Here is a 23,032-nt window from a genome sequence, read left to right as displayed (position 1 = left end):
TCCTCCGCGAAACATTGCCGAAGGCCCCCGACAACATCCGCTTCCTACCGTCGGAGGCATGAGAGAGCGTCAGCGGATCGTCGTCGTCGGGCACGGCATGGTGGGCCACCGGTTCGCCCAGGCCGCGGTCGACCGCGGCCTCACCAAGACCCACGAGGTCCTCATCTTCGGGGAGGAGCCACGCGCGGCCTACGACCGCGTCGGGCTGACCAGCTGGTTCGGCCACCCCGACGGCGCCGACGGACTGTCCCTGCTGCCCGGCGGGGAGTACGACGACGAGCGGGTGCGGCTCGTGCTGGACAGCGTCGTGACGGAGATCGACCGCACCGAGCGGACCGTCACCGTCGTCTCGCCGCCGAGCGCCGTGGGCGACCTCCTGGCGCACCCGGGCGCCGTCACGGTGCACGAGTACGACGTGCTGGTGCTGGCCACCGGCGCGGCACCCTTCGTCCCGCCGGTCGAGGGACGCGGCAAGGACGGCTGCTTCGTCTACCGCACGATCGAGGACCTCGAGGCGATCAAGGCCGCCAGCGAGGGCGCGACAGGCGGCGTCGTCATCGGCGGCGGCCTGCTCGGGCTCGAGGCGGCCAACGCCCTCGTCCAGTTGGGGCTGGACACCAGCGTCGTCGAGATGGCGCCGCGGCTGATGCCCATCCAGCTCGACCCCGCGGCCGGCGCCACGCTGGTGCGCCACGTCGAGCGGCTCGGCGTCACCGTCCACACCGGCGTGCTGACCGAGGAGATCGAGGGGGACGCCCGCGTCAGCGGACTGCGGGTGAGGCAGGCGGGCACCGAGGAGGGCGCCCCGACGACGGTCATCGACGCCCAGGTCGTCGTGTTCAGCGCCGGCATCCGGCCGCGCGACGCCCTGGCCCGCGAGTGCGACCTCGAGGTCGCGCCGCGCGGGGGCGTGCTCGTCGACGAGCAGTGCCGCACCGCCGACCCGCACGTCTTCGCGATCGGCGAGTGCGCGGCCCCGGGCGGGACGATGTACGGCCTCGTCGCCCCCGGCTACGCGATGGCCGAGGTCGTCGTCGACGCGCTCCTCGACGGACCGGGCACGTTCACGGGCGCCGACATGTCCACCAAGCTCAAGCTCCTCGGCGTCGACGTCGCGAGCTTCGGCGATGCGTTCGCGACCACGGACGGGGCGCTCGAGCTGACGTACGCCGACGCGGTCACCGGCGTCTACAAGAAGCTCGTCGTGAGCGACGACGGCCGGCGGCTGCTCGGCGGGATCCTCGTCGGCGACGCGTCGGCGTACGGCGTGCTGCGGCCGATGGTCAGCAGCGGCCTCGCGCTGCCCGACAACCCCGAGCAGCTGATCCTGCCCGCCAGCAGCGGCGTCCAGCCGGGAATGCCGGACGAGGCGCAGGTCTGCTCGTGCAACGACGTCACGAAGGCCGACATCGTCCACGCGGTCACCGAGCAGGGCTGCGAGAGCGTGGCGGACGTCAAGCAGTGCACGCGGGCCGGGTCGACGTGCGGGTCGTGCGTCGCGACGGTGAAGAGCATCATCGAGGACCACTTCGCGAGCGTCGGCAAGGTCGTCGACAAGGGCCTGTGCGAGCACTTCCGGCTCACCCGGCAGGAGCTGTTCGACGTCGTCGCCGTGCACGGCTACCGGCGCTTCGACGACATCGTGGCGGCGCACGGCACCGGCCGCGGCTGCGACGTCTGCAAGCCGGCCCTCGCGAGCATCCTCGCGAGCCAGACGAGCACGCACATCCTGGAGCCGGCGACGGCGGGGCTGCAGGACACCAACGACGCCTACCTCGCCAACATCCAGCGCAACGGGACCTACTCCGTCGTGCCGCGCATCCCGGGCGGCGAGATCACGCCCGACAAGCTCATCGTGGTCGGTGAGGTGGCGCGCGACTACGGGCTCTACACGAAGATCACCGGCGGCCAGCGGATCGACCTCTTCGGCGCCCGGCTCGAGCAGCTGCCCGCGATCTGGCGGCGGCTCGTCGACGCGGGCTTCGAGTCGGGGCACGCGTACGGCAAGTCGCTGCGCACGGTGAAGTCGTGCGTGGGATCGACCTGGTGCCGCTTCGGCGTGCAGGACTCCGTCGGGCTCGCGATCGCCCTGGAGCTGCGCTACCGCGGGCTGCGCAGCCCCCACAAGCTCAAGGGTGGCGTCAGCGGCTGCGCCCGCGAGTGCGCGGAGGCGCGGGGCAAGGACTTCGGAGTGATCGCGACGGAGAAGGGGTGGAACCTCTACGTCGGCGGCAACGGCGGAGCCACGCCTGCCCACGCGCGGCTCCTGGCCGGCGACCTCGACACCGCGACGCTGGTTTCCTACCTCGACCGCTTCCTCATGTACTACGTCCGGACCGCCGACCGGCTCCAGCGCACGTCGACCTGGATCGAGCAGCTCGACGGCGGGCTCGAGCGGGTGCGTGAGGTCGTCGTCGAGGACTCGCTCGGCCTCGGCGCGGAGCTCGAGGCCGACATGGCCCGGCACGTCGGTGGCTACGAGGACGAGTGGCGGGCGACGCTGGAGGACCCGGCCAAGCTCGCGCGGTTCGTGTCGTTCGTCAACGCGCCGGACACCCCCGACCCCTCGATCGCCTTCACGACCGAGCGGGAGCAGATCCAGCCGATCGCGCCGGCGCTCATCCCCGTCGGAGCACCCGCGTGAACGCCGTGGCCGCGTCGCTCACCCCCGTCTGCGCGCTCGACGCGGTCCCCGTCGAGGGTGGGGTCGCGGCGCTGGTCGACGGCTCGGCCGTGGCGGTGTTCCGCTCCTTCGACGGCGCGGTGTTCGCCCTCTCCAACCTCGACCCCTTCTCCGGCGCATCGGTGCTCTCGCGCGGGATCGTCGGCTCGCGCGGCGACGTGCCGGTGGTGAGCTCGCCGATGTACAAGCAGGCCTTCGACCTCCGCACCGGCGCCTGCCTCGACGACCCGTCGATGAGCGTGACGTCGTACGAGGTCGCGGTGGTCGACGGTGTCGTCCACGTCGGTCGGGCCCGGGGGGTCACGTGAGCCGGCCCCTCTCGGGATTCCGCATCGGTGTCACGGCCGCTCGCAAGGCCGAGGAGCAGGTGGCCCTGCTGGAGCGGCGCGGCGCGACGGTCGAGTGGGCGGCGGCGCTGTCGCTGCAGCCCAACCACGTCGACCTCGACGAGCTGCTGGCCGCCACCAGGGAGGTCCTCCTCGGGCCGGTCGACCTCTTCCTCGCCACCACGGGCGTCGGGATGAAGACCTGGCTCGCCGCGGCCGCGGACGCCGGGCTGTACGACGAGCTGGTCGCCGCGCTCGGGTCCGCGGAGATCCTGGCCCGTGGCCCGAAGAGCGTCGGCGTCCTCCGTGCGAACGGCCTGCGCGAGCTCTGGGCCCCGGAGTCGGAGTGCTTCGAGGACGTGCTCGCCCACCTCCGCGGCCGCGACCTCACCGGCAAGCGGATCGTCGTGCAGGAGCACGGCCAGTCGCTGTCGATGGCCGCCCACGCGCTGCGGCGCCAGGGCGCGTCGGTGGTGACCGTGCCGATCTACCGGGTGGCGTCGGCGGACGACCCGTCGCCGATGTTCCACCTGATCGACCTCATCGCGGACCGGCAGCTCGACGCCGTCACCTTCACCTCGGCGCCGGCGGTCGCCGCGCTCATGGAGGCGGCGTACTCCGTCGGCCGGCGCGACGACGTGATCAGTGCCTTCCAGTCCGACGTCGTCGCCTCCTGTGTCGGCCCGGTCACGGCGGCCGCCTTCGAGATGTGGGGCGTGCCGACGATCGTCCCCGACCGCTCCCGCCTGGCCCGGATGGTCAAGCAGCTGGAGACCGAGCTGCCGACGCGCCGCGACGGCATCGACGTCCGCCTCGCGGACGGGCGCACCCTCATCGTCCACACCGACTCGCTGCTGCTCGACGGGGTGCCGGTCGAGCTGTCGCCCGCGCCCCTGTCGGTGCTCAACTCGCTGCTCGTGAATCCCGGTCACGTCGTCTCACGTCGAGCGCTCCTCACCGCGCTGCCGTCAGGTCAGGCGGGGTCGGAGCACGCCGTCGAGATGGCGGTCGCTCGCCTGCGGGCCACCATCGGGACGAGGGCCGTGCTCACCGTGGTGAAGCGCGGCTACCGACTGGCGGTGCCATGAGCACGACCGATCCCGGGACCGGCTGTGCAACGGAGGCCGCCCGACAGCGACGCGGAGGAGGCGGCGGGCGGGGGATGCAGGCCGACCCAGTGCTCGACCGGGGCCTTGCGGACACGATGTGTCAGGGACGGGCGTCCGGGCGCGGCGGCTCGGCTCGCACACGGCCCTATGGTGGACGCGGCTGTCCGGCGGGCCTGTCGTGCGAGCTGGTACGTCGACGACGGCGTCTCGGACCACCGTCGGGCAGGAGTTGCGTCCCGGCGAAGCCAGCCAGTGCCACCAGCACCGGCCACAGGGCAAGGCGTTCGAGGGCACCCGATGCAGGACCATCACCTGAGAGCGCGAACCCCGTCGCCGCCGTAGCGGTCACGACTCCCGCAGCAAGGAGCGCCCCGCCCAGGCGCGGCCGGTCGTCGCGCAACCGCGCACCGAGGACGACCAGCGCGATCGGCTGCGCGACGAACAAGGGCGCCGCCGAGATCGTGTGCAGCGTGGCGTCCTGGTCGAGAGGCGCGAGGCCCGTCGCGACCGAGCTCAGCCCGGAGACCACGAGCAGCCCTGTGACCCATGGCCCCACTGCCGGCGAGAGCAGCACCGCACCGCCGACCAGCAAGGCACCGAAGGCCATGAACGATCCGTTCATCAGCTCGTGACGCGGTGAGCAGTAGACCGCCGTGCAGCCGACCGCACCCAGCCGGCTCACCGGATCGGAGAGGAGGCTGTAGCCACCCTTCGTGGCCGCCGCAACGATGAGCTCGGTCACGATGTAGGCCGGTCGCACGCAGAGTGCGAGCGCTCCCCAGCGCGCAGCCTGGACCCCGGTGATCCCCGGGAGCCGACGTCCGTGGGCTGGGGGCACCCGGTCACCGTAGTCCTAGGTGAAACCCGCCCACAGTGCTGTCGGTCGTGCCGCGAAGCCGCCGGTGGGGGAGGCGGTGCGACAAACCTGAACGGCATGGGCGACCGCAGGTTCGGCCCGGCGCATGCGGTGGTGAGGACGGGCGCGATCCGAGCTCACCGTCGTTCGGGGAACAGCGGCCTGACGCTCGCCACTGGGCGACGCCTGGCGGAACCGTTAGCGTGCGAGTCATGAGTGAACGAGCTGAGACGCCGACCGTCTGTCGGGGATGCGGCCAGCCGCTCGAGTTCGCTGCGCCGGGCGACACCCGCACCGACGCAGCCGGTCCTGGGGTGACGGTCGGCGCGAAGGCGTACTGCGTGAACCCGGAGTGCGACCTCTCGGAGGGCGAGGGCGTCTCGCCCGAGGATCAATGGCTCAATGCGCCGGGCACGGAGGGCGGCGCGAACGGTGGCGCCTGACCACGGCCGGCGCTGACTGCGGAGAGCGCCGGCACCGGCAGCAAGCGGAACGGCGTAGCCGTGTCGCCGCGTGGTCATACCGTGCGCGGTCAGGTGACTGTGCTCGGCAACACCGGAGGCCGCCACAGCACGGGGGTGCCGCTGAGCGCTCAGGCGCACTCGGCTGCGCCGGCGCATCGTGTGAGCCGTGCAAGGGCGGCTCGGCCGTCGTTCAACGCCTGCCGCTGCTCCTGGGTCCGCTCCTCGGCGGGCACCGCGAGGATGTTGTCCAACTGGTAGGGGTCCGTGGCGCCGTCGTACAGCTCCTCCTCACCCGAGCCCCATCTGACGTACTGCCAGCGTTGGCTGACGACGCCACGCCAACCTCCTCCCAGCACTGCGGCGCGCCGCTCCTCCCCGCGTGCGGGCTCCGCGGCCCAACGGCCGGGCACGTCGCCAATGGCCCCGCGCTGGATCAGGAAGAACCGGCGCCACGTCTCGGCGGGCCGGCCCTCGGCGAGCGGCAGCACGGACTCGCCGTCGTGGACCCACGGGAGCCGGATGTCCGCCATGTCGGCGAAGGTGGGCGCCACGTCGATGGTGCCGGTGACGTCGCGAACGATCGTGCCCGGGGTGATGCCGGGCCCGCGGATCCCCATCGGAACCCGGACGTCGGTCAGGTAAGGGAGGTTCTTGCCGATCGGCAGCCGGTGGTGACCCATGTGGTAGCCGTTGTCGCTGCTGAAGACCAGGTAGGTGTTGTCCAGCTGCCCGGTCCGCCTCAGCACCGACACCACTTCGCCGACGTAGCGGTCGAGGCTCGCCAACGAGAACAGCTGTCGGCGGAAGATCCGGTCGATGCGCTCCTCGTGCGTGGCGGAGAGCCGGTCCAGCCGCCGGATGCGGCGCGGCTTGTCGCTGATGTCGGGTTCGTCGAAGTCCGGCGTCCTCGGCAACACCTGGCGCGCGATCCGGGCCGCCAGGGCCGGGTCGCCCTTCTCCTTGGGCGAGGCGGGCTCAGGCATGTGCGGACCGTAGGAGGCCAACACCAGCGCCAGTCCGCCCCGGTCCTCGTTCTTCTCGATCTTGCGCAACGCACGTCGGGCGAGGAGGTCGCCGAGGTAGTCGCGCGGGCCGCGCTTGCGCAGGATCCGGCCGTTGCGGTTGAGCAGGTAGTCCACTCCGTAGAACTGGCCTCTGATCGGGACAGCCCAGTCCAACCAGCCCGGCGGCACGTAGGTACGCGGCACCGCGTTGCGGGGCGATGACTCCACGAACGGGTACTCGTTGAGGTACTTGCCCAGCAAGCCGGTGCTGTAGCCGGCGCGCCGCCGCAGCGCGACGGCGAAGGTCCGGCTCGACTCGTCACCCACGTGGAAGCCGTGGAAGCCATCCGGGAACTCGTTGCCGCCGATGCCGGTGTTGTGCGCGTACTTTCCTGTCAGGAGCGAGACCCGCGAGGGACAGCACAGGCTGACGTTCGCGTAGAAGTTGGTGAACCGCGCTCCGCTCGCGAAGACGTACCGACGAGTGTTGGGCATGTGGCGTAGGTGGAAGGTGGCCATGTCGTCGGCCAGGAAGAAGATGATGTTCGGCTTCGCCGCTGCCTCGTCCCGGTGCGCGGCTTCGGCGGCACCGCCTCGCGCCGGTGCTCCTCGCGCCGTTGCCCCTCCCGAGGCCGCGCTGAGCGTCGCGACCAGCGCCGCGACGAGCAGCACCACTGCAAGACCGGTGGACCGTGTTCGGCTGGGCATGTTGCGCTCCCGCGGGTTGGGCGCCCGGACGCGGCGCCGGGCTTGGCTTCACGTTTCCGGCTCGGACAGTGCCGGTTTCCATAGGACTCCCGCCGCGGGACGGTCGTTACTTGGTCTAGTCCACCTGTTCCCCGTGCACGTGCTGCGTGGCGTCTGTGACTTCGTACCGTTGAGCGGCGGAAGGACGCTGGTCGAGGCTGAGTCAGTTCGGGCCGCTGTGCAGTCCGTGTCGCTATCCGCCGTAGTCGCGTCGACCGCTCGGGGCCCTTTCGCGATGCCGGTGCGACAAGAGCGGTCAGCCCTGGTCGTCGGCCTCGAACACGACCGTCCCCGAAGTCGAGGATCGCGTGCGGTCAGGACTGGACCGGGCGGTCAGGCAGGTCGTCTCAGTGCCTGCACCCTTGCCGCTCGCATCGAAGGGTGTGCCCGTCCGGATGGCCGCCTTGGGCACGCTCATGCCGCGACCACTCATCCGCAGAGGGCCGCGTCGACGATTATGCGGGCGACGTCGGAGAGGTGGTCGTTGACCAGGACGACGGTCGAGCGGTCCTCGCCGTCGAGGGTCCAGGCCTCCGTGCTGATCCCGCTGAGCCGCCCCGAGTGCCCCATGGCAGGACCGCAGGAGAAGCGCTCCCGGGCAAGGCCGAACCCGTAGTCCGACCAGCCGCCCACGCCGCCCCGCAGCGTCCGCATCTCCGTCACCATGTCGGCATCGATGAGCTGTCCGGACCACAAGGCGCGGTAGAAGGCGTCGACGTCTGCAGCCGTGGCGACGACGCTCCCAGCTGGCGGGATCCACCTGAGGTAGTACTGCTCCGACACGTCCTGGCGACCGTCATACCCATGCACGTCCCAACGACCGAAGAGGCTGGACGAGCCCATGCCGGCCGGGTCGAACACGCGGGTCTGCAGGACGTCGCGGAAGGACCGATTGAGGATGCGCTCAGCGACGAGGCCGAGCGCCACGTAGCCCTCGTTGGAGTAGCGACCGCTCGTGCCCGGCTCGAACTCGAGCGGGCGGCTCGCGACCGCTCGCAGCAACCGGCCGGAGTCAGATCCGAGCTGCCGCATCTCGCCCTCGGTGGCCTGCGCGAGGCCTGACTGGTGGGCGAGCAGGTGCTCGATCGTGATCGTGTGCCCGGCGCCGTCGAGCTCGGGCACCCACCGGTCCACCGGGTCGTCCAGCGCCAGCTTGCCGTCCTCCACCAGTTGCAGGATCACCGTCGCTGTCATCGACTTCGTGATGCTGGCCAGCGGATACCGCATGTCCGCCTCGATCGCCACGCGAGGACGCAGTCTTGCGTCGCCGGCGGTCACGACTCGCGTTTGCTCACCCACCCGCACCAGGGCTATCACCCCAGTGGCGATCTCCTCGTAGGCCTCGACGCGCTCCTCCACCGCAGCGACGGCCGAGTCGAAGCCATCAGCTTGTTCCGGTGAGTCCGGCGTGGCGCTGGAGCCGTCGTCACTCGAGCAGCCGGCGACCAGCAGGACAGCCCACGTGAGGGTCAGCGCACAAAGGGCGCGCATGTCATCAGTGTGATCCCGGCACGGGGGTCGCCGCCATAGCCATCTGCACACCTTCCACCGGGAGGCGGCGGCATGGGGCTGCGTCGCCCCTCGGCGACATCCAGGGGATCAGCATCGCTGTACCGACGTCGACAGCGGCGACAAGCGCCGAAGCTCATCGCTTCGAGCGGAGTTCGGATCGCGCAGGCAATCCCAGGCGACGCTGCCGGGAGACGGAAGGGGAAGAGCCCAGCTGGAGTGCTGCCAGCTGGGCCCTGGACCGACAACCCCCACGTCGGTCCCCGTGTCGTCCCCGGTCGACCGTGCCGAAGGTAGGAGGACCGCCGCGCCGCTCGTGGCGACTTGACCATTCCTTCGACGTATCAACATGAAGCCGAAACGACAGGTGAAGCGGTCAATGCTGCAGCACGAACGCTTACCGCGCAGGTTCGGCGGATCTCGACCGGCGGGACTAGTCGGACCGGTTGCGGGAGTACCGCGTGAGCATCGTAGGGCTGCCGTTCCTGAACCTGAGTTGGCCTTGCCGAGCCTCTCGCGCGGCAGAGATCGTGGACGTGCAGCAGGCGACAGCCGATGGGAGCGCGTCCGGGGCTTGGCGGCGTGAATTACCCGAAATCGAGGCTTGTGCGCCAGCGACGTCCGTGCGACGGCGGTTGAAGACCAGGATGTTCTGCGCATCATGGGATGCACTCGGCTTGGGAGCAGCGGTGGCAGTGCGCATGACGAAGGGCGCGGCAACGGTACGTTGCGGGCGCTGCGGCTCCCTGCGCTCACGGCATCGTGTGCCCGTCGTGGGCCTCCGACGGAGGTCGATCGGCGCGGCGTCTCGTGAGGCGGCCCGCGCCGCTTCTTGCGGCAACTTCTCGACGTTGTCGCGCCGTCACACCACACCAGGCTCCGCGAGTCCCGCGGGGGCGAGGACGGAGGAGCCATGACTCCACACAGCACTCCCCAGGTGCGAGCTCACCAGCATCTGGGACGGAGTCGCGTCGGCGTCGCGCTCGCGACGTTCGCCGTGGCGGCGAGCTTGACCACGCCAGCCAGCGCCTCGAACACCGGTACTGAACCGGCTCGAGCGTCGGCCGCTGCTTCGGCCGTGCCTCAGGTACTAGAAGGCGATCGCTGGCTCGATCACCACCGCCAGGACCTCATGCCGTACTGGGACATGCCGGCTGCCCTCGGCGAACCCGTCGGGAACTTCCCTTCATGGCGCGGATTGGACGGTGAGCCGCTCACCTCGGACACGCGGCGCGGTCTGGTCACGCTGGCACGCGGCGTGTACGGCTACTCCGTCGCTTTCATGCTCACCGGCGACTCGAGGTACCTCGCGTACGCGAAGGCGGGCATTGACTGGATCAACGCGCACGCCCGCGACCGCGTCCATGGAGGCTGGTTCGGACAGCTCACTGCGACCGGCGACCCTGTGGACCCCTTGGCTCGCAAGGAGGTGTTCGACCTCGCGTCCTTGGGCCTTGCGTTCGGCATGTACTTCAACGTGACCCGTGATCCGGCGGTGGAGGCCGATCTCCTCGCGGTCCGTGACCTGCTCTTCGAGCGCTACTACGACCCGGCCACCGGCCGGGTCAAGGACGCCATGACCTACGACTTCTCCACAGAGGTGGACACCGGCGACAACGGCGGCGACATCACCAACTACCTGGTGCCGGGCTCGGCGCTGCTGCTGCCCAACGCTGACCTGCTGACCGACCCGGCACGCCGTGCCCAGTTCCGCGACGACCTACGCCTCGTGACCGAGCAGCTCATCGCCCGGCACCGGGGGGCCGGCGCGGACTCGTGGTGGTTCTGGGGACGGACGGGTCGCGTCGGGCGGTTCAACTCCCCGCAGACCGACTTCGGGCACTCCATCAAGAGCCATGAGCTCATCCTCAACGCGAACACGATGTTTGCGGACCGCCCGTGGTCGGGCATGGCGTCCGAGCTCGTCGCGCTGCTCCCACGCGCATGGGACGCCCCCGCACGCCGGTGGAACCAGCAACGACTCGGCCCCGCCGGCGCGGGAATCGAGCGCGACAGCGAATGGTGGGTGCACAACGAAGCCGACCAGACCCTGGCCACACTCGACCTCAGCAACGGGTTCGCCTACCAGGACTGGCTGGCCGAGAGTTCCCACGGCTGGCTCAGCGACTTCGTCGACCGCACCAGGCCCGCCCGTGAGACGTTCCTGCGACCCGCGCGCGATGCCGCGCTCGAGGTCAAGCGCAAGACCGGGTTCAACAAGAACATGTACCACGTCAGCGAGCACGCTCTGATCATGTTCCTGCACGGACGAGCGCTCGAAGGTCTGCCCGCCCGGCTCCACTACGCGTTCCCGACCGGTCAGGCGCTCACGGCGGAAGCGGAGCCGTACTGGTTCGACGCAGCCGGCGAACGCCGAGTCGTGGGGGCCGAGCTCGCAGGACTCCCCGGGCATCGGCTGGTCGAGGTCGACTTCACCGGCATCGGCCGAGTCGGACGCCAGCCCTACCCGCCGCCCGATGACGGGGCCGCTCCGCTCATCCACGCTCGGGTGACTCCCGAGCCGAGCGCATCCGGATGGCACCGTGACGACGTCACCGTGGAACTGTCCGCTCGCGACGCCGGCGTCGGCGTCAAGGAGATCCACTACCTCGTCGAGGACCTGAGCGGGAACACGTCCCCCGTGGCGGTCATCGCGCCCGGAGCCGCCGCAAGCGTCCCACCCCTGACGGGCGAGGGCATCAGGCGCGTCACCTACTGGGCCGTCGACCACCTCGACCATGCCGAGGCGCCCCACGTGCTGGAGATTCGCATCGACCGGACCAGTCCCACGCTCAGCGGACTTCCAGCTCCGCCATGCGCGATCTGGCCACCCAACGGTCGCATGGTCGAGGTGGCCCGAGTGACCGGCGCGGACACGCTGTCGGGTGTGGCCGACGTGGACGTCACTGTCACCGCGGACGAGGCGCTCGACGGCGAGGACGTTCGCGTCGATGAGGGGTTGGTCCACGTCCGAGCCGAGCGGGACGGATCTGGCGACGGACGTACCTACGTGACCTCGGCACGCGCTACCGACAGCGCCGGCAACAGCACGGGCGCAGACGCGTCATGCCGCGTTCCGCACGACAAGGGTCGCCTGCTCGACCACCCCGTGCGGCCACCCGGCTGACGCAGTTCGTGCTCGAGGCGGACGGACGCGGATCGGACGGGGACGCAGCTCCGCTCAGAGCGTGATGGTGATGGCAGGCGAATAGTCGACTTCCTTCGTGCCGGTTGGGAGCCGATTCGCACGTGCGCGAGTCCTGTAGTGGTGCGTACCGGCGCGGAGCGGCCACGCCTCGCCACACATCAACCACGGGCGGGTGGAGACCCTGGTGTTGATGACCTTGCAGCATCCGTGATCGACGAACCGCTCGCCCTCCTTGATCTGCAGACACACCGCATTGGTGAAGCGCTCGGGCAAGATGGCGCGGTCACAGGTCAAGTAGGCCTCGACATGAGCTTCTGGATCCGCAGGGGACAAGCGACGAGGTTCAGCGGCCGTCACGTCGCAACGGGCGATGGCCCTGGCGGCAGTCGGGCTACCGACAAGCAGCGAACACGTGACGAGAGCCACGAGGGCTTCGCACGCGAACAGCCTCCATCGCATGTGAGCTCCTCCCACCAGGGCGCGCCCTGTTTCAGGCGCCCGTCTCAAGAGTTTCATCTCGCCGCGGACGAACGTCAACGTTCACTCGAGGCAATTCCGGCCGCCAGAACTCGGTCCGAAGATGACCGTCACGCATCACCCGCTGGATCGCCGCGTGCCTTGGCGTGATGCGGTCCAACGAGGGCTTCAACGCCTGTCGCCGGCCTCGAACACGGCCGCGCCGAAGTCGATGTCGCCCGGCTTCCCGTCGGTGACTTCCAGTACCACGGTGCGGCGCTCGCCTGCGGGCACGAAGGCAGTGGTCTCGTCCTGGAAGGCCACTCGCGGTGAATCGAATCGGTGGTCGACCCTGCGTCCGTCCACCGAGATCTCGACGTACGGCATGGTGCCACCCGGCTCGAACCGGGCGTAGTCGGCGACCGTCTGCACCACCCGGTCGACGGGCGAGGCAGGCAGCTCGAGCACCAGTGCATCGGCCCCGGTAGGTGCCTCGACACCGCGGGTGAACCACCAGTCCCGTCCCGCCGCTACCCCGAGCGGTGATACGTCACGCCCCAGGATGGTGGCGACCGGCGAGAAGTCCTGACCCCACACGACGAGCTCGAAGGTCGCGCTTGTGTCGGGCGGGATGCCGAGCTGCGCTCCACCTGGCCCGTTCGTGTCCGCCGGGTCGACCGTGGTGACGAAGGCGTCGAGCGGCTCTCCGATGCCGGGCAGCACTGGATTGTGGTCGACGAGGAACGGCATCGTCGGCATGGGCTCATCCTGGAAGCCACCACTGGCGCCGCAAGGCGTCGTCGAGCTCGAGCCGCGGGCTCCCTTCACGACGAGCCAGGTGTCATCCGCGCCGCGGCACGACTGTTGGACATGAGTCATGTCGGCGGTTCGGTCGACCATCCACTGCAGGGTGGGATTTCCCGGATCGTTGCGGACGGTCGCAAGGACATGGGCCGGCTGGACGGCTGCCCGGTCGTACGGCGCTGGGAAGACCTCCACGGGATCGGGGCGGTATGGGAGTGGCTGTCCCGGGGTCCAGTCGGGTGTGGGGGTCAGCGTTGGCGTCGGCTGTGGGGCCGGCGCCGGATCGGGGGCGCCGCCGTCCATCGCCCTGCCGAGAACTGCCCCAGCTATCACTGCAGCCGCGAGCGCAACGGACGCTGCGGCGGTCCGCACGCGACGGTGCCGGTGCTCGGTCGCTATGCGGTCGTGCAGCCCTGCCAGGTCGGGACCAGTGCTCGAAACGTCTCGTGCGTGCTCGGCGAGGGCTTTCCGGACCATCTCGGTGCTCATGTCGGCACCTCGCGGTTCGGCACGGACACGACGCGATCCAGGCGGAGTCGTCGCAGCGCCTTGGCGTGTTGGCTCTTGACAGTGCCTATCGCGCACCCGAGCGTCTCAGCCGTCTCGGCTTCTGTCAGGTCCTCGAAGTAGCGCAGCACGAGCACGGCCCGTTGGCGTGGCGGAAGGTGGCCGAGGGCACTCCACACGTCAACGTCCGTGACGGCTTCGGAACTCGACGCGGGAAGCTCACCGACACGGTCGGAGACCAGTTCCGACCACCACCGCCGCCGGCGCCACGACGCGTGGGTCGTCACGATGATGCGTCGGACGTACGGCTCTGGATCGCCATCGACGCGGTCCCACGCGAACCACAACTTCGTCAACGCCTCCTGGACGAGGTCTTCAGCATGACCCTGGTCGCGCGTCAAGAGGTACGCGGTCCGCAGCAGTGACCTCCACCTCGCCGAGACGAAGGCGTCGAACTCGGGCTTGACCGCCATGACACTCCTACGCCCCGGGGGCCAGGAATGGTTGCCACCCTCAGGCCGCCGGGTCTTGCTGCTGGGTTTTCGCGTGCGAGCCCGCCAAGGGTCAGCGTCGTGCGACGTCGTTGTCGCGAAGTCCGAGACTCACGGCGACGTGGCAGCCTCCAATGCGGAGCGTCTCGAACCTTCTGGTCAGCCCGTCTTACCGGCCCCCGCTGCCGCCGGGCCGGCTCCGACAGTCGGGCCCGGAGCTACGACCACGGCCGCTGCCACGACGATTCCCAAGGCTGGAGTCATCTCGCCTCCAGGTGTCGCGTGATGACATTTCGGCCCTCCACCTTACGAGCGTCTGGGCGTTTCTGATATCCGCGCTGTTGGGTATGTCGCCGCGACCGAGGCGGCCCTTGAACTGACCTCACGCAGAACAGCAAGTGGGCACGGCTCTCGAGCTGGTGAGTCCGGCTCGGCGCTTGTCGAGGAGGTCGGAGCCCGTCACTGTGAGTGTCATGCGCATCCTGGCGGTATCGACTGCGGGCGCGGGGCACTTCAACCCGATGCGGCCGTGGCTGAAGCGTCTGGTGCATGACGGTCACCACGTCACGGTGGTGGGGCCGCCGGGCCTGGCACGGTCTGTAGGCAGTTTCGCGTTCAGACCGGGTGCGGAGCCCGACCGGGAGGCAGTCGCCGCGATCTGGCGGCAGGTCGCCGAATGCCCGTTGGACGTGGCGCGCGACCTCGTGCTGCGCGAGCTGTTCGGACGGCTCAACTCGGGGGCGATGATCCCGTCGGTCCACGCCGCGATCGACGACCTCCGACCCCACCTCGTCCTGCGCGATCCCGCCGAGTACGCGTCTGCCCTGGGCGCCGCCGAAGCCGGGATCCCCCACGTGCGAGTGAGCGTCAGTCTCAGCGATTCGCGTTCCACCTGCCCAGGGGCGGCGAGGTGGAGAGGTTGCAGATCCTCATCGCCGAGACGATGCACAGCGAGACGATCCGCCGGCGCGCGGCGGAGGCGGCCGCCGAGATGGCCGCCCAGCCCGAGCTGAGCCTCGCCATGCTCGACGGAACCTGAGCTCGTCCCAGGGAGAACGCCGCCGGTCGCCCGGTGGGCGAGGCAGGCGCGCGACCCTGGGAAGGCGCGGCTGTCGACCGATCGGTGCGGCACGGCGAACCAGGCGGCGGAGAGACGCATTCCTCGCGCAGGCCCGGACGTCGCACGGTGCGGATGCTGGAGTCTCAGATCGCCCTCAGCCCGGCGGTGACGAGGACTGCAACGACGACGCACAGCACGAGTGAACAGCGTCGCCAGAGCATCAGCGCGGCTACCGCGACGCCGACGGTGTGGGCGCCCACCGACCAAGAGCGTCCGGCGGCCAGCACCGAGGTCACGACCAGCGCGCTGAGCAGCGTCGGCGCCATCAGCACGGTCACGCGGGAGAACCACGGCCGCAGCGCCCGGCCGCCGAGAAGCACCGGACCCAGCGCCTTGATCAGCGCGGTCATCGCGGCAAGGCAGAGGATCAGCACCCAGACCTGCGTGGAGGTCAGCGTCACCTCGACCTCCGCACCAGGCCGATGAGCGCCACGGTGCTCGCAGCCAGGATGGGTACGCCCGGAGGACTGATCGGCACCAGAGCGAGTGCGACGAGGCCGCCGCCGACGGCCACCCAGCGGGAGGTCGCGTCCCGCAGCTCCGCGATCAGGAGCGAGAGGAAGAACACGGGGTAGATCGCGTCGAGGCCGAGCCGGTGCGTGTCACCGAGAACGCCGCCGAAGACCGCACCGACGACGGAGCCGAGCGTCCAGGTGAGGTACTGCGGGACCGTCGTGCCGAACAGCAGCCACCGGTCGAAGGTGCCGTCGCCGCGATTGGCGAGCGCCCACGAGGAGTCGACGACAGCCTGCCCCTGCGCGGCGCGCTTCATCGGGCTGCCGGGCAACGACGGCGCCAGCGCGATCCCCATGGCCAGGAAGCGAGCGTTCATCAGGCTCGCTGCGGTCAAGGCCGCGGGGATGCCGCCTCCGACGGTGATCACGGACAGGGCGGCGAACTGCGCCGAGCCGGCGAAGACGATCATCGCGGTGACGCTGGCCTGCACGACGCTGAACCCCGCCTGTCGGGCCAGCACACCGAAGGAGGCGCTCAGGAAGAAGCCGACAACCGCGAAGGGGACGCCCGACCTCAGGCCACGACGGAACGCCTCGCGTGCTCCCTCGTCGCTCGCCGCTGCCACCGGCGCAGGTTAACAACGCACGTGGACCGCTCCAGAGGCGGACGCTGCCGACGGACCACCGGCGACCGCCTCACCACTTTCGGTCATGTCGACGATCCCGCTCCTTCTCCCGTGCGGCGCCCGCCCTAGCGTCACGGCCGCGTCCCTCGGGCCCTGGACGCACGACCCCAAAGGGAGATGAGCGATGAAGAGGATCCTGGCAACAGTCGTCGTGGCCCTCGCGACCGTGGGCGCGACCGCAACGGCCGCGTCGGCAGGCGAGATCACCGGCAACGGCAACCCCACACCGGTCAACGGCTACAACGCGAACTCGATCTGCGCGTTCTCGGGCCTCGACGACATGGACTTCGAGGCACCGGTGCAGCCGGGCGTCGTCCAGACCTGGGGCAGCATCCCCAAGGAGTTCCGCGACTTCCTGGCGACGGTCGGTGAGCACCCGGGCACCGCGTGCAACGGCAGCAAGAACGGCACCAAGGGCTGAGCGCTGCCACACTCGCGAGCCAGCGATCTCCGGCGAGCCGGCGCCGCCGAGGTGGATGCGCTTCGGCCATCGCCTCGGCGGCGTACTCGCCCTGACGGCCCCGCGGTGCCGACTGCCGGTCGAGGATCCGCGTCAGCGGCGCGCCTCGCACTGTCGTCGCTGCTCGCCGCCGATGCACCGGTCCCGCCCGGGACCACCGACGAGCTGGTCGCCACCGGGACCACCGACGAGGAGGTCGTCGCGCGAACCGCCCACGAGGATGTCGGCCCCCCGGCGCCCGTACGCCGTCACCTGCATGCCACCGCTCACCGACACGCGGTCGCGCCCGGTGCCGCCCAGGTAGGTCAGGCCGCCGGGACGCCCGGAGAACCTGACGTCCTCGACGCCCTCGTAGCGCGCACGCGTGGCGCCGCCGACCGTCACGCGCTTGCGAGGCACGTCGATGACGTACCTCGAGCCCCGCGGGAACTCCGACTTCGGCGCCCGCAGGCGCACGACGTCGCGTCGCCCGTCGCCGCCGTCCACCTCGGTCCGCGTCCTGCGGACGAGGTCCGCGTCGATCTCGTCGTCGCCCTGTCCGCCGTGCACAGTGGCGCCGAGGTGGGCGGCGAGGCGGTCGTCGCCCCCACCGCCGCCGATCGCGCTGCGACGTCCGCGCGCCTCGACGTAGTCCTGCCCACCGTCGCCGTAGAGCCGGTCGCGTCCCGTGTCCGGCGAGAGGATGGCGTCGCTGCCGTCACCGCCGCGCACGACGTCGTCACCCGTTCCCGGCTCGAGCTCGTCGTCACCGTCCAGCGCGTGGATGCGGTCGTCGCCGGCGCCGCCCGTGATGCGGTCAGGTGCGTTCGTGCCGGTCAGCACGTCGTCGAAGGGCGAGCCCACGATCCCGCCGGAGTAGGTCGGCACCACGATCGTGTCCGTGCCCTCGCCGGTCGCCGTACCGGCCGAGAGGTCCACGGTCACCGGTCCGGGTGCGTCCTCGTAGACCACCCTGTCGTAGCGGGCCGGCCGGTCCACGTCGTCGACGTTCGCCGACGCCGGGTCGTCGCCCAGGTCCACGTGGTCGTCTCCTGGACCCGGCACGAGGATGTCGCCGGCGTAGCCGTCGTCGGGGACGTAGTAGTCGTCGAGGCCACCGAACAGCCGGTCGTCGCCCGCCCCGCCGACCAGCGTGTCGGCGTTGCCCAGCCCGCAGATCGTGTCGTTGCCCGCACCCCCGTCGATCTGGTCCCGGGCGTACGAGCCGAGGATGACGTCGTCGCCCGGCGTGCCGGTGGTCGGCGTACCGGGGACGGCGACGATCGAGGGCACCTTCCCCTCACAGGTCGTCTCGGCCGTCGCGGGGTCAGCGGCCAGGCCCACGACGCCGAGCGGCGCCAACGCGATCGACGAGACAGTGATGGGCATGCGTCGCATGGCTCTCCTCCGAACGGGTCGGCCTCCGTCTGCGGGCCGCGAGATGTGTGACGCACCGACCAGGCCGGGAGTTGCCGGTCGACCCGTCCTGGCTGCCCCGGCGTCGGCGGCACGACCGCGCGGGTGTTCGTGTGCCCGCCGGACCGGCTACTTGTAGCGGGCGGTGTACGTCGTGGCGGCGGCCGGGGCGATGATCGTGTGCGTCTGCGCGCCGCCGTCGGACCAGGACGTGAAGACGTACTGCTTGTTGCCCTTGGCCTGCGGCGACACTGCACTCACGGTGTTGCTCGAGCCCGCGACCACGTCGCGGGTGAAGGTCGCCTTCGCCGAGGAGGTGCCCACGGTCAGGGCGAGGCCACCGGGCACGCTCGCGAACGTCAGCGCGACCATCCGCGGGTCGAGGCGCCGCACGACGGTGGTGCTCAGGCCGCCCGAGTCGGTGGCGGTCAGCCTCAGGTCGAGGTGGACGGGCGCCTCGTGGTCGGGTGCGACGAAGGACCCGCTCGACATCCCGACCCAGCTCTGCATCGGGTGGGAATGGCAGTTGCTGGGGCAGTGCTGGATGACGACGTCCCACGTCAGCGCCGAGGCGGGCAGCATGCCGTCCTGGGCGTCGGTCGCACCGCCCGAGAACGTGATCGTGTCCCCGACCTTCCACAGCGTCCCGGCGGCCGGGGTGTTGATCACCGGGACCGGCGCGGAGTTGCCGACGTTGATCACCACGGCGTCGGTCGCCGTCGCCCCCGCGGGGTCCGTCACCCGCAGGGTCGCGGTGTAGGTGCCGCTGCTGGTGTAGGTCCACGACGGCCGGGTGGACGTGGAGTCGTCGAAGGCACCGTCGCCGTCGAGGTCCCAGGCGAAGGCCAGCGCGTCTCCGGCGTCCGGGTCGCTGGAGGACGAGCCGTCGAAGGACACCGTGAGCGGCGCCGAACCGGTCGTCGGCGTGGCGGTGGCGTCAGCCAAGGGCGGGCGGTTGGCGCTGGCATAGCTGATCCGCCGGATCGTGCCGCCGTCGAAGTCGACGTAGAACAGCTCGCCCGTGGGGCCGACCTGCAGGTTCACCGGGTTGGCCGCGCCCGCCACGAACGTCCGCACCAGGCCCGGTGCGGGGAGACCGTCGGCCCCCTTCGGCATCACCCAGATGCAGTCGCGCGAGTAGTCAGCGAAGAAGAGGGCGTCGTCGTACTCCGTCGGATAGGGGCTCCGGCCGGCTCCGAAGACGAACTGCGCGCCCGCCAGCGAGGAGCTCCCCGTGGGGCACGACTCGTTGGGCACCACGCGAGCGGTGTGGTGGTAGGCGAAGTACGGCGAGGCCACCGCGCCCGGCGCCGCGTAGAGCGACTCGCAGATGTCGAGGTTCGCGCTGTCGTAGCCGGCCTGCCGGTTCGCGCCCTCGTAGCAGGGCCACCCGAAGTTGCGCACCTGCGTGGTGGACGGGACGAGCCGGTTGACCTCCTCCCAGTCGTTCCATCCGACGTCGCCGATCCACAGCTCGTCCGTGCCGGGCCGCTCGGTGAAGCGGAAGGGGTTGCGCAGGCCATCAGCGACGATGCGTCGGGCATTGGGGTCCGACGACGCAGCGAGCGGGTTGGTCGGCAGGCCGTCCCCGGTGGCGGGATCGACCCGGATCACCGAGCCGTCCAGACTCACCGGGTCGCCGGTCGTGCGCAGGTCCTGGCTGCGCAGTGCCCCGCCTTGGGCGGTCGGCGGCGAGAGGGTCGCCCCGGCGCCGCCCGGCGGGTCGCCGCACGGGTTCACGGGGTTGCCGTCCTGGCCCCAGTCGACGAAGTTGAAGCTCGCGCCGTCACCGGCGCTGGCGTAGAGCGCACCCGAGCGCCCGAACTCGACCGTGCCGACCGAGTGGCTGGGGTACTGCTGGCACCAGTCCTCCACCAGCACCTGCTCGGGACCGGTCATCGAGTTGCCACTCGCCGTCAGCCGCGACAGGCGGCCGCTGACCACGCACCCGTCGGCGGTCGCACCTGGCGGGGTCGGGCACGGGTCGGAGTAGACGCCCGGGGTGCCCCACCGGGGAGCGGGCGCGGTCGACCCGAGCACGTGGTCGTAGGTGTAGAGCACGTAGACGTACGGGCTGGCGGGGAAGTTCGGGTCCAGCGCCATTCCCAGGAGCCCGCGGTCCCAGAAGTTGTGCACGTTGGCGTTGAGGTCGGCGAACACGTCGGGCGTGGTGTCGGTCAGCGAGTCGAACACCTTGATCACGCCACGCTTCTCCGCGACGAAGACCCGTCCGTCCGGGGAGAACCGCACCACGGTGGGGTTGGTGAGCCCGCTGAGCACCACCGACTCGGTGAAGCCGGCCGGCACCGGTGCTCCCTGAGCCTCGGACGTCAGCGTCACCAGCCCGAGGCTGCCGGCCAGCACGGCCAGCACGGAGCCCAGCGCCAGCCCGCCCCTCGCCCGTCGCAGGCGCGGTGCCCATCGTCGTACGCGACCCGGACCGTCCTTCTCACGTGCGAACCCGCCCATGGTGAGACCTCGCCTCCGGTCCTCGGCGGCGCGCCGCCGCTCCTTCGAGCATGTGCAGCAAGTTGCGCCCGCGTCATCACCAAGAGTGGTGAGCCCCAGTGGCACGCGCCGAGGCCGGGGCGCAGGACCTGATCCGCGCGGGCCTGACGACATGCTCCATGACGTGGGACGGCTCAGTGCCGAGGACCGCCGTCGGCGGTGTCCTCGACGCGGCTGCCCGTCGAGGAGGGTGCCGTGGCACCGTCCGCGCCGGCCACGCTGTGGGCGTCGCCGCGCCGGTGGGGCCATTCTTCGAACGGCCGCTGAGCCGGCTGGACGCCGTCGCTGTGGTGGACGCTGTTCACCCAGACCGGCTCGGGGTGGGTCTCGTCACCAGCGGCCACGTCGGCGGCGGTCCGGAGCTTGGCGACCTTGTGGACGAGCATGCCGAAACCGACCTTCGCGATGACGTCGGCGGCTGAGAACGCCACGTGGATGCTCGTGGTCCACCATCCGCCGTCGAAGAAGATCGGGAGCAGGTAGACGATCGGGTAGACGAAGAAGACGGACAGCAGCACCGTTGCGGCCTGGCTGAGGCCGCGTCCCACATCCTCGGGCAGGCTCCTGACGGACGTCACGACCGCCGGGACCAGGACCACGTAGATCACCACGAAGCAGGCCATGCTGATGCCCCACCACAGCCACAGCCAGAAGGTGCTCTCACCCTGCTTGAACACCTGGTCTCCCAGGTAGCCGGTGACGATCATCGCGAACGCCGCCGCCATCACGACCGCTCGTGTGCCGGCGAGCTTGCGGCCGACCAGCGTGCACACCGCCAGGAGCTCGGCCATCAGCAGGGGCACGGTGACGGCCCAGTCCATGTAGCGAGACGTGATGCTGGACAGCGCCTCGGGGTTCGGCACGTAGCTGCCTGCCGAGTAGTCGTAGCCACTGTCGACCATCAGGAACAACATGAGGTAGGACAGGGTCGCAACCCCAGCGATGCACAGGCTCGCGAGCACAGCCGGCCGGTAGCGCGAGCTCACCTCACCCATGCTGTTCCAGTTGTAGAGGAAGTGGGCGAACAGGGCGAAGCCCGCCACCACGATGCTGAAGACGATCAGGTCGTGCTGAGCCGAGCTCAGCACGACCTTCTCGGGAGCTGTGACATCGGCGGACGCGGCGAGGAGCATCAGCGATCCTCCCGATGGTGCGGCCGTTCGTACGTACGTCGACGTGCTGGCCCGGCCGGTACCCCGGCGGACAACCGGGCATGTGGCGTCCTCACCACCCGGCCGCGGACGACGCGGCACCGCCTGCGAGTGGCGACGTAGGCTCGCGTCATGGATGCGATCCTGCTGCTGGTGGTCCTGGCCGTGGTGGGCGTGGGCGCGGTCGTCCTCGCACGTCGCAGCAAGGAGCGGGCGGTTCAGCGGCGCGAGGAGGAGCTCGCCCCGGTGAAGAAGCTGGCCTTCGAGGACATCACCGCATTCGGTGTCGACCTCCAGGAGCTCGACTACGAGATGAGCGGTCACGACCTGGACGCCGGCGCCAACGCCGACTACCAGCGTGCGCTCGACGCCTACGAGTCGGCCAAGACCGCCGGCGACTCCATCACCGAGCCGGGAGACATCCGGCACATCACCTCGATCGTCGAGGACGGGCGCTACGCCATCGCGTGCGTGCGTGCCCGGGTCGAGGGGCGGCCGCTCCCTACCCGAAGGCCGCCGTGCTTCTTCGACCCGCGCCACGGACCCTCCGTCGCCGACGTCCCCTTCGTCCCCCCTGACGGCGTCGAGCGAGACGTGCCCGCGTGCGCCCTCGACGTCGAACGCGTCAACGCCGGCGCCGAACCGGACGTCCGCAAGGTCATGGTCGGCGCGCAGCGGGTTCCCTACTGGCAGGGCGGGCGCGCCTACGAGCCGTACGCCGTGGGCTACTTCGGCGCCTTCGGACCCATGACCTGGATGTTCATGGGCGGGATGATGTTCGGCGACTTCGGCAGCGGCTTCGACGGGAGTGACGGCGGGGTCGACGGAGGTGGCGACGGCGGGGTCGACGGAGGTGGCGACGGCGGGGGCGACGGCGGGGGCGACGGCGGGGGTTTCGACTTCGGCGGCGACTTCGGCGGCTTCTGAGCCCTCATCCGTTGTGGCGACTGCGTCCGGAGCCGGAGCTCGTCGCCAGTCTCACCCGCGATCGAGGCAGGGCCACGCCGGAGGCGGCCGCCGAGCTTCGAATCCTTGTCGAGCCGGCATGAGGCACCATGGCCCGTGCGCTCTGCGCGCGCCGTCACTCGCCGATGTGACACCCCGCATCGGGCGCGAGACGCTCCGCAGCCGGTGGCACTCGGTGCACCGGCTG

19 protein-coding genes and 1 pseudogene are annotated in these 23,032 nt (G+C 70.6%); 9 read left to right on the top strand and 11 right to left on the bottom strand.

The window, feature by feature from the left end; translation table 11 throughout:
• Nucleotides 1-58 precede the first annotated feature (58 nt).
• The 3 genes from nirB to J3P32_RS16875 are packed head-to-tail and all read left to right on the top strand — an operon-like array spanning nucleotide 59 to nucleotide 4,097.
• Complete coding sequence (gene nirB, locus J3P32_RS16885) at nucleotides 59-2,644, top strand: nitrite reductase large subunit NirB (RefSeq protein WP_210441361.1); 2,586 nt, start codon at nucleotides 59-61, stop codon at nucleotides 2,642-2,644.
• Nucleotides 2,641-2,991 carry a nitrite reductase small subunit NirD gene (gene nirD / locus J3P32_RS16880; RefSeq protein ID WP_307861744.1) on the top strand — a complete coding sequence of 117 codons (351 nt, stop codon included), beginning with the start codon at nucleotides 2,641-2,643 and terminating at the stop codon, nucleotides 2,989-2,991. The genes nirB and nirD overlap by 4 nt, the downstream gene beginning before the upstream one ends.
• Nucleotides 2,988-4,097, top strand: a complete 1,110-nt coding sequence (locus tag J3P32_RS16875; protein ID WP_210441359.1) for a uroporphyrinogen-III synthase — start codon at nucleotides 2,988-2,990, stop codon at nucleotides 4,095-4,097. The genes nirD and J3P32_RS16875 overlap by 4 nt, the downstream gene beginning before the upstream one ends.
• 166 nt (nucleotides 4,098-4,263) lie before the next feature.
• Here the strand turns inward: J3P32_RS16875 and J3P32_RS16870 are convergent, their stop codons facing one another.
• Entirely contained in the window at nucleotides 4,264-4,860 is a 597-nt protein-coding gene (locus J3P32_RS16870; protein ID WP_210441357.1) for a DUF998 domain-containing protein, read from the bottom strand.
• Nucleotides 4,861-5,186: 326 nt separating this feature from the next.
• Here J3P32_RS16870 and J3P32_RS16865 point away from each other — a divergent pair, with 326 nt between their 5' ends.
• Nucleotides 5,187-5,417, top strand: coding sequence for a hypothetical protein (locus tag J3P32_RS16865; protein ID WP_210441355.1), 231 nt, complete (start codon nucleotides 5,187-5,189; stop codon nucleotides 5,415-5,417).
• Nucleotides 5,418-5,566: 149 nt separating this feature from the next.
• Here J3P32_RS16865 and J3P32_RS16860 read toward each other — a convergent pair whose 3' ends face one another.
• Both J3P32_RS16860 and J3P32_RS16855 read right to left on the bottom strand, forming a co-directional pair.
• Complete coding sequence (locus J3P32_RS16860) at nucleotides 5,567-7,150, bottom strand: sulfatase family protein (RefSeq protein WP_210441353.1); 1,584 nt, start codon at nucleotides 7,148-7,150, stop codon at nucleotides 5,567-5,569.
• A gap of 468 nt (nucleotides 7,151-7,618) precedes the next feature.
• On the bottom strand, nucleotides 7,619-8,680 hold the full coding sequence (locus J3P32_RS16855) for a serine hydrolase domain-containing protein (RefSeq protein WP_210441352.1): 1,062 nt from the start codon (nucleotides 8,678-8,680) through the stop codon (nucleotides 7,619-7,621).
• A gap of 931 nt (nucleotides 8,681-9,611) precedes the next feature.
• Here J3P32_RS16855 and J3P32_RS16850 point away from each other — a divergent pair.
• Nucleotides 9,612-11,825, top strand: coding sequence for an AGE family epimerase/isomerase (locus J3P32_RS16850; RefSeq protein WP_307861743.1), 2,214 nt, complete (start codon nucleotides 9,612-9,614; stop codon nucleotides 11,823-11,825).
• Between the two features lie 54 nt (nucleotides 11,826-11,879).
• Here the strand turns inward: J3P32_RS16850 and J3P32_RS16845 are convergent, their stop codons facing one another.
• The 3 genes from J3P32_RS16845 to J3P32_RS16835 all read right to left on the bottom strand — a co-directional run bounded on the left by J3P32_RS16845 (nucleotide 11,880) and on the right by J3P32_RS16835 (nucleotide 14,086).
• Nucleotides 11,880-12,272 (bottom strand): hypothetical protein, encoded by a 393-nt coding sequence (locus J3P32_RS16845; protein WP_210441349.1) that lies wholly within the window; start codon nucleotides 12,270-12,272, stop codon nucleotides 11,880-11,882.
• 219 nt (nucleotides 12,273-12,491) lie between these two features.
• A complete protein-coding gene (locus J3P32_RS16840; RefSeq protein WP_210441347.1) occupies nucleotides 12,492-13,595 on the bottom strand; it encodes a hypothetical protein in 1,104 nt (367 codons plus the stop codon).
• Nucleotides 13,592-14,086 (bottom strand): SigE family RNA polymerase sigma factor, encoded by a 495-nt coding sequence (locus J3P32_RS16835; RefSeq protein ID WP_210441345.1) that lies wholly within the window; start codon nucleotides 14,084-14,086, stop codon nucleotides 13,592-13,594. Before J3P32_RS16835 ends, J3P32_RS16840 begins: the two co-directional genes overlap by 4 nt.
• 491 nt (nucleotides 14,087-14,577) lie before the next feature.
• Here J3P32_RS16835 and J3P32_RS18660 point away from each other — a divergent pair.
• Together J3P32_RS18660 and J3P32_RS18305 are read left to right on the top strand one after the other, a co-directional pair.
• Nucleotides 14,578-14,982 (top strand): annotated as a pseudogene (locus tag J3P32_RS18660) (glycosyltransferase); the annotation flags it as partial.
• Nucleotides 14,983-15,014: 32 nt separating this feature from the next.
• A complete protein-coding gene (locus J3P32_RS18305; RefSeq protein WP_282594226.1) occupies nucleotides 15,015-15,143 on the top strand; it encodes a hypothetical protein in 129 nt (42 codons plus the stop codon).
• 164 nt (nucleotides 15,144-15,307) lie between these two features.
• Here the strand turns inward: J3P32_RS18305 and J3P32_RS16830 are convergent, their stop codons facing one another.
• Entirely contained in the window at nucleotides 15,308-15,625 is a 318-nt protein-coding gene (locus J3P32_RS16830; protein ID WP_307861742.1) for an AzlD domain-containing protein, read from the bottom strand.
• On the bottom strand, nucleotides 15,622-16,305 hold the full coding sequence (locus J3P32_RS16825; RefSeq protein ID WP_210441342.1) for an AzlC family ABC transporter permease: 684 nt from the start codon (nucleotides 16,303-16,305) through the stop codon (nucleotides 15,622-15,624). The genes J3P32_RS16830 and J3P32_RS16825 overlap by 4 nt, the downstream gene beginning before the upstream one ends.
• A 184-nt stretch (nucleotides 16,306-16,489) precedes the next feature.
• On the opposite strand from J3P32_RS16825, the gene J3P32_RS16820 reads away from it, so the two are divergent.
• Nucleotides 16,490-16,786: a hypothetical protein gene (locus J3P32_RS16820; RefSeq protein ID WP_210441340.1), complete on the top strand. Its 297-nt coding sequence runs from the start codon at nucleotides 16,490-16,492 to the stop codon at nucleotides 16,784-16,786.
• Nucleotides 16,787-16,918: 132 nt separating this feature from the next.
• On the opposite strand, the gene J3P32_RS16815 is transcribed toward J3P32_RS16820, so the two are convergent.
• From J3P32_RS16815 to J3P32_RS16805, 3 genes are all read right to left on the bottom strand, one after another.
• Nucleotides 16,919-18,193 carry a calcium-binding protein gene (locus J3P32_RS16815; RefSeq protein ID WP_210441338.1) on the bottom strand — a complete coding sequence of 425 codons (1,275 nt, stop codon included), beginning with the start codon at nucleotides 18,191-18,193 and terminating at the stop codon, nucleotides 16,919-16,921.
• A 156-nt stretch (nucleotides 18,194-18,349) separates the two neighbouring features.
• Nucleotides 18,350-20,689, bottom strand: coding sequence for a PQQ-dependent sugar dehydrogenase (locus tag J3P32_RS16810; protein WP_210441336.1), 2,340 nt, complete (start codon nucleotides 20,687-20,689; stop codon nucleotides 18,350-18,352).
• A 173-nt stretch (nucleotides 20,690-20,862) separates the two neighbouring features.
• Nucleotides 20,863-21,861, bottom strand: a complete 999-nt coding sequence (locus J3P32_RS16805; RefSeq protein ID WP_210441334.1) for a bacteriorhodopsin — start codon at nucleotides 21,859-21,861, stop codon at nucleotides 20,863-20,865.
• A gap of 150 nt (nucleotides 21,862-22,011) precedes the next feature.
• On the opposite strand from J3P32_RS16805, the gene J3P32_RS16800 reads away from it, so the two are divergent.
• Entirely contained in the window at nucleotides 22,012-22,806 is a 795-nt protein-coding gene (locus J3P32_RS16800) for a hypothetical protein (protein ID WP_210441332.1), read from the top strand.
• Nucleotides 22,807-23,032: the final 226 nt, after the last annotated feature.

Origin of the sequence: Nocardioides xinjiangensis (assembly GCF_017916385.1) — a bacterium.
Lineage (GTDB): Bacteria > Actinomycetota > Actinomycetes > Propionibacteriales > Nocardioidaceae > Nocardioides > Nocardioides xinjiangensis.
This window is presented reverse-complemented; position numbering and strand designations above follow the sequence as displayed.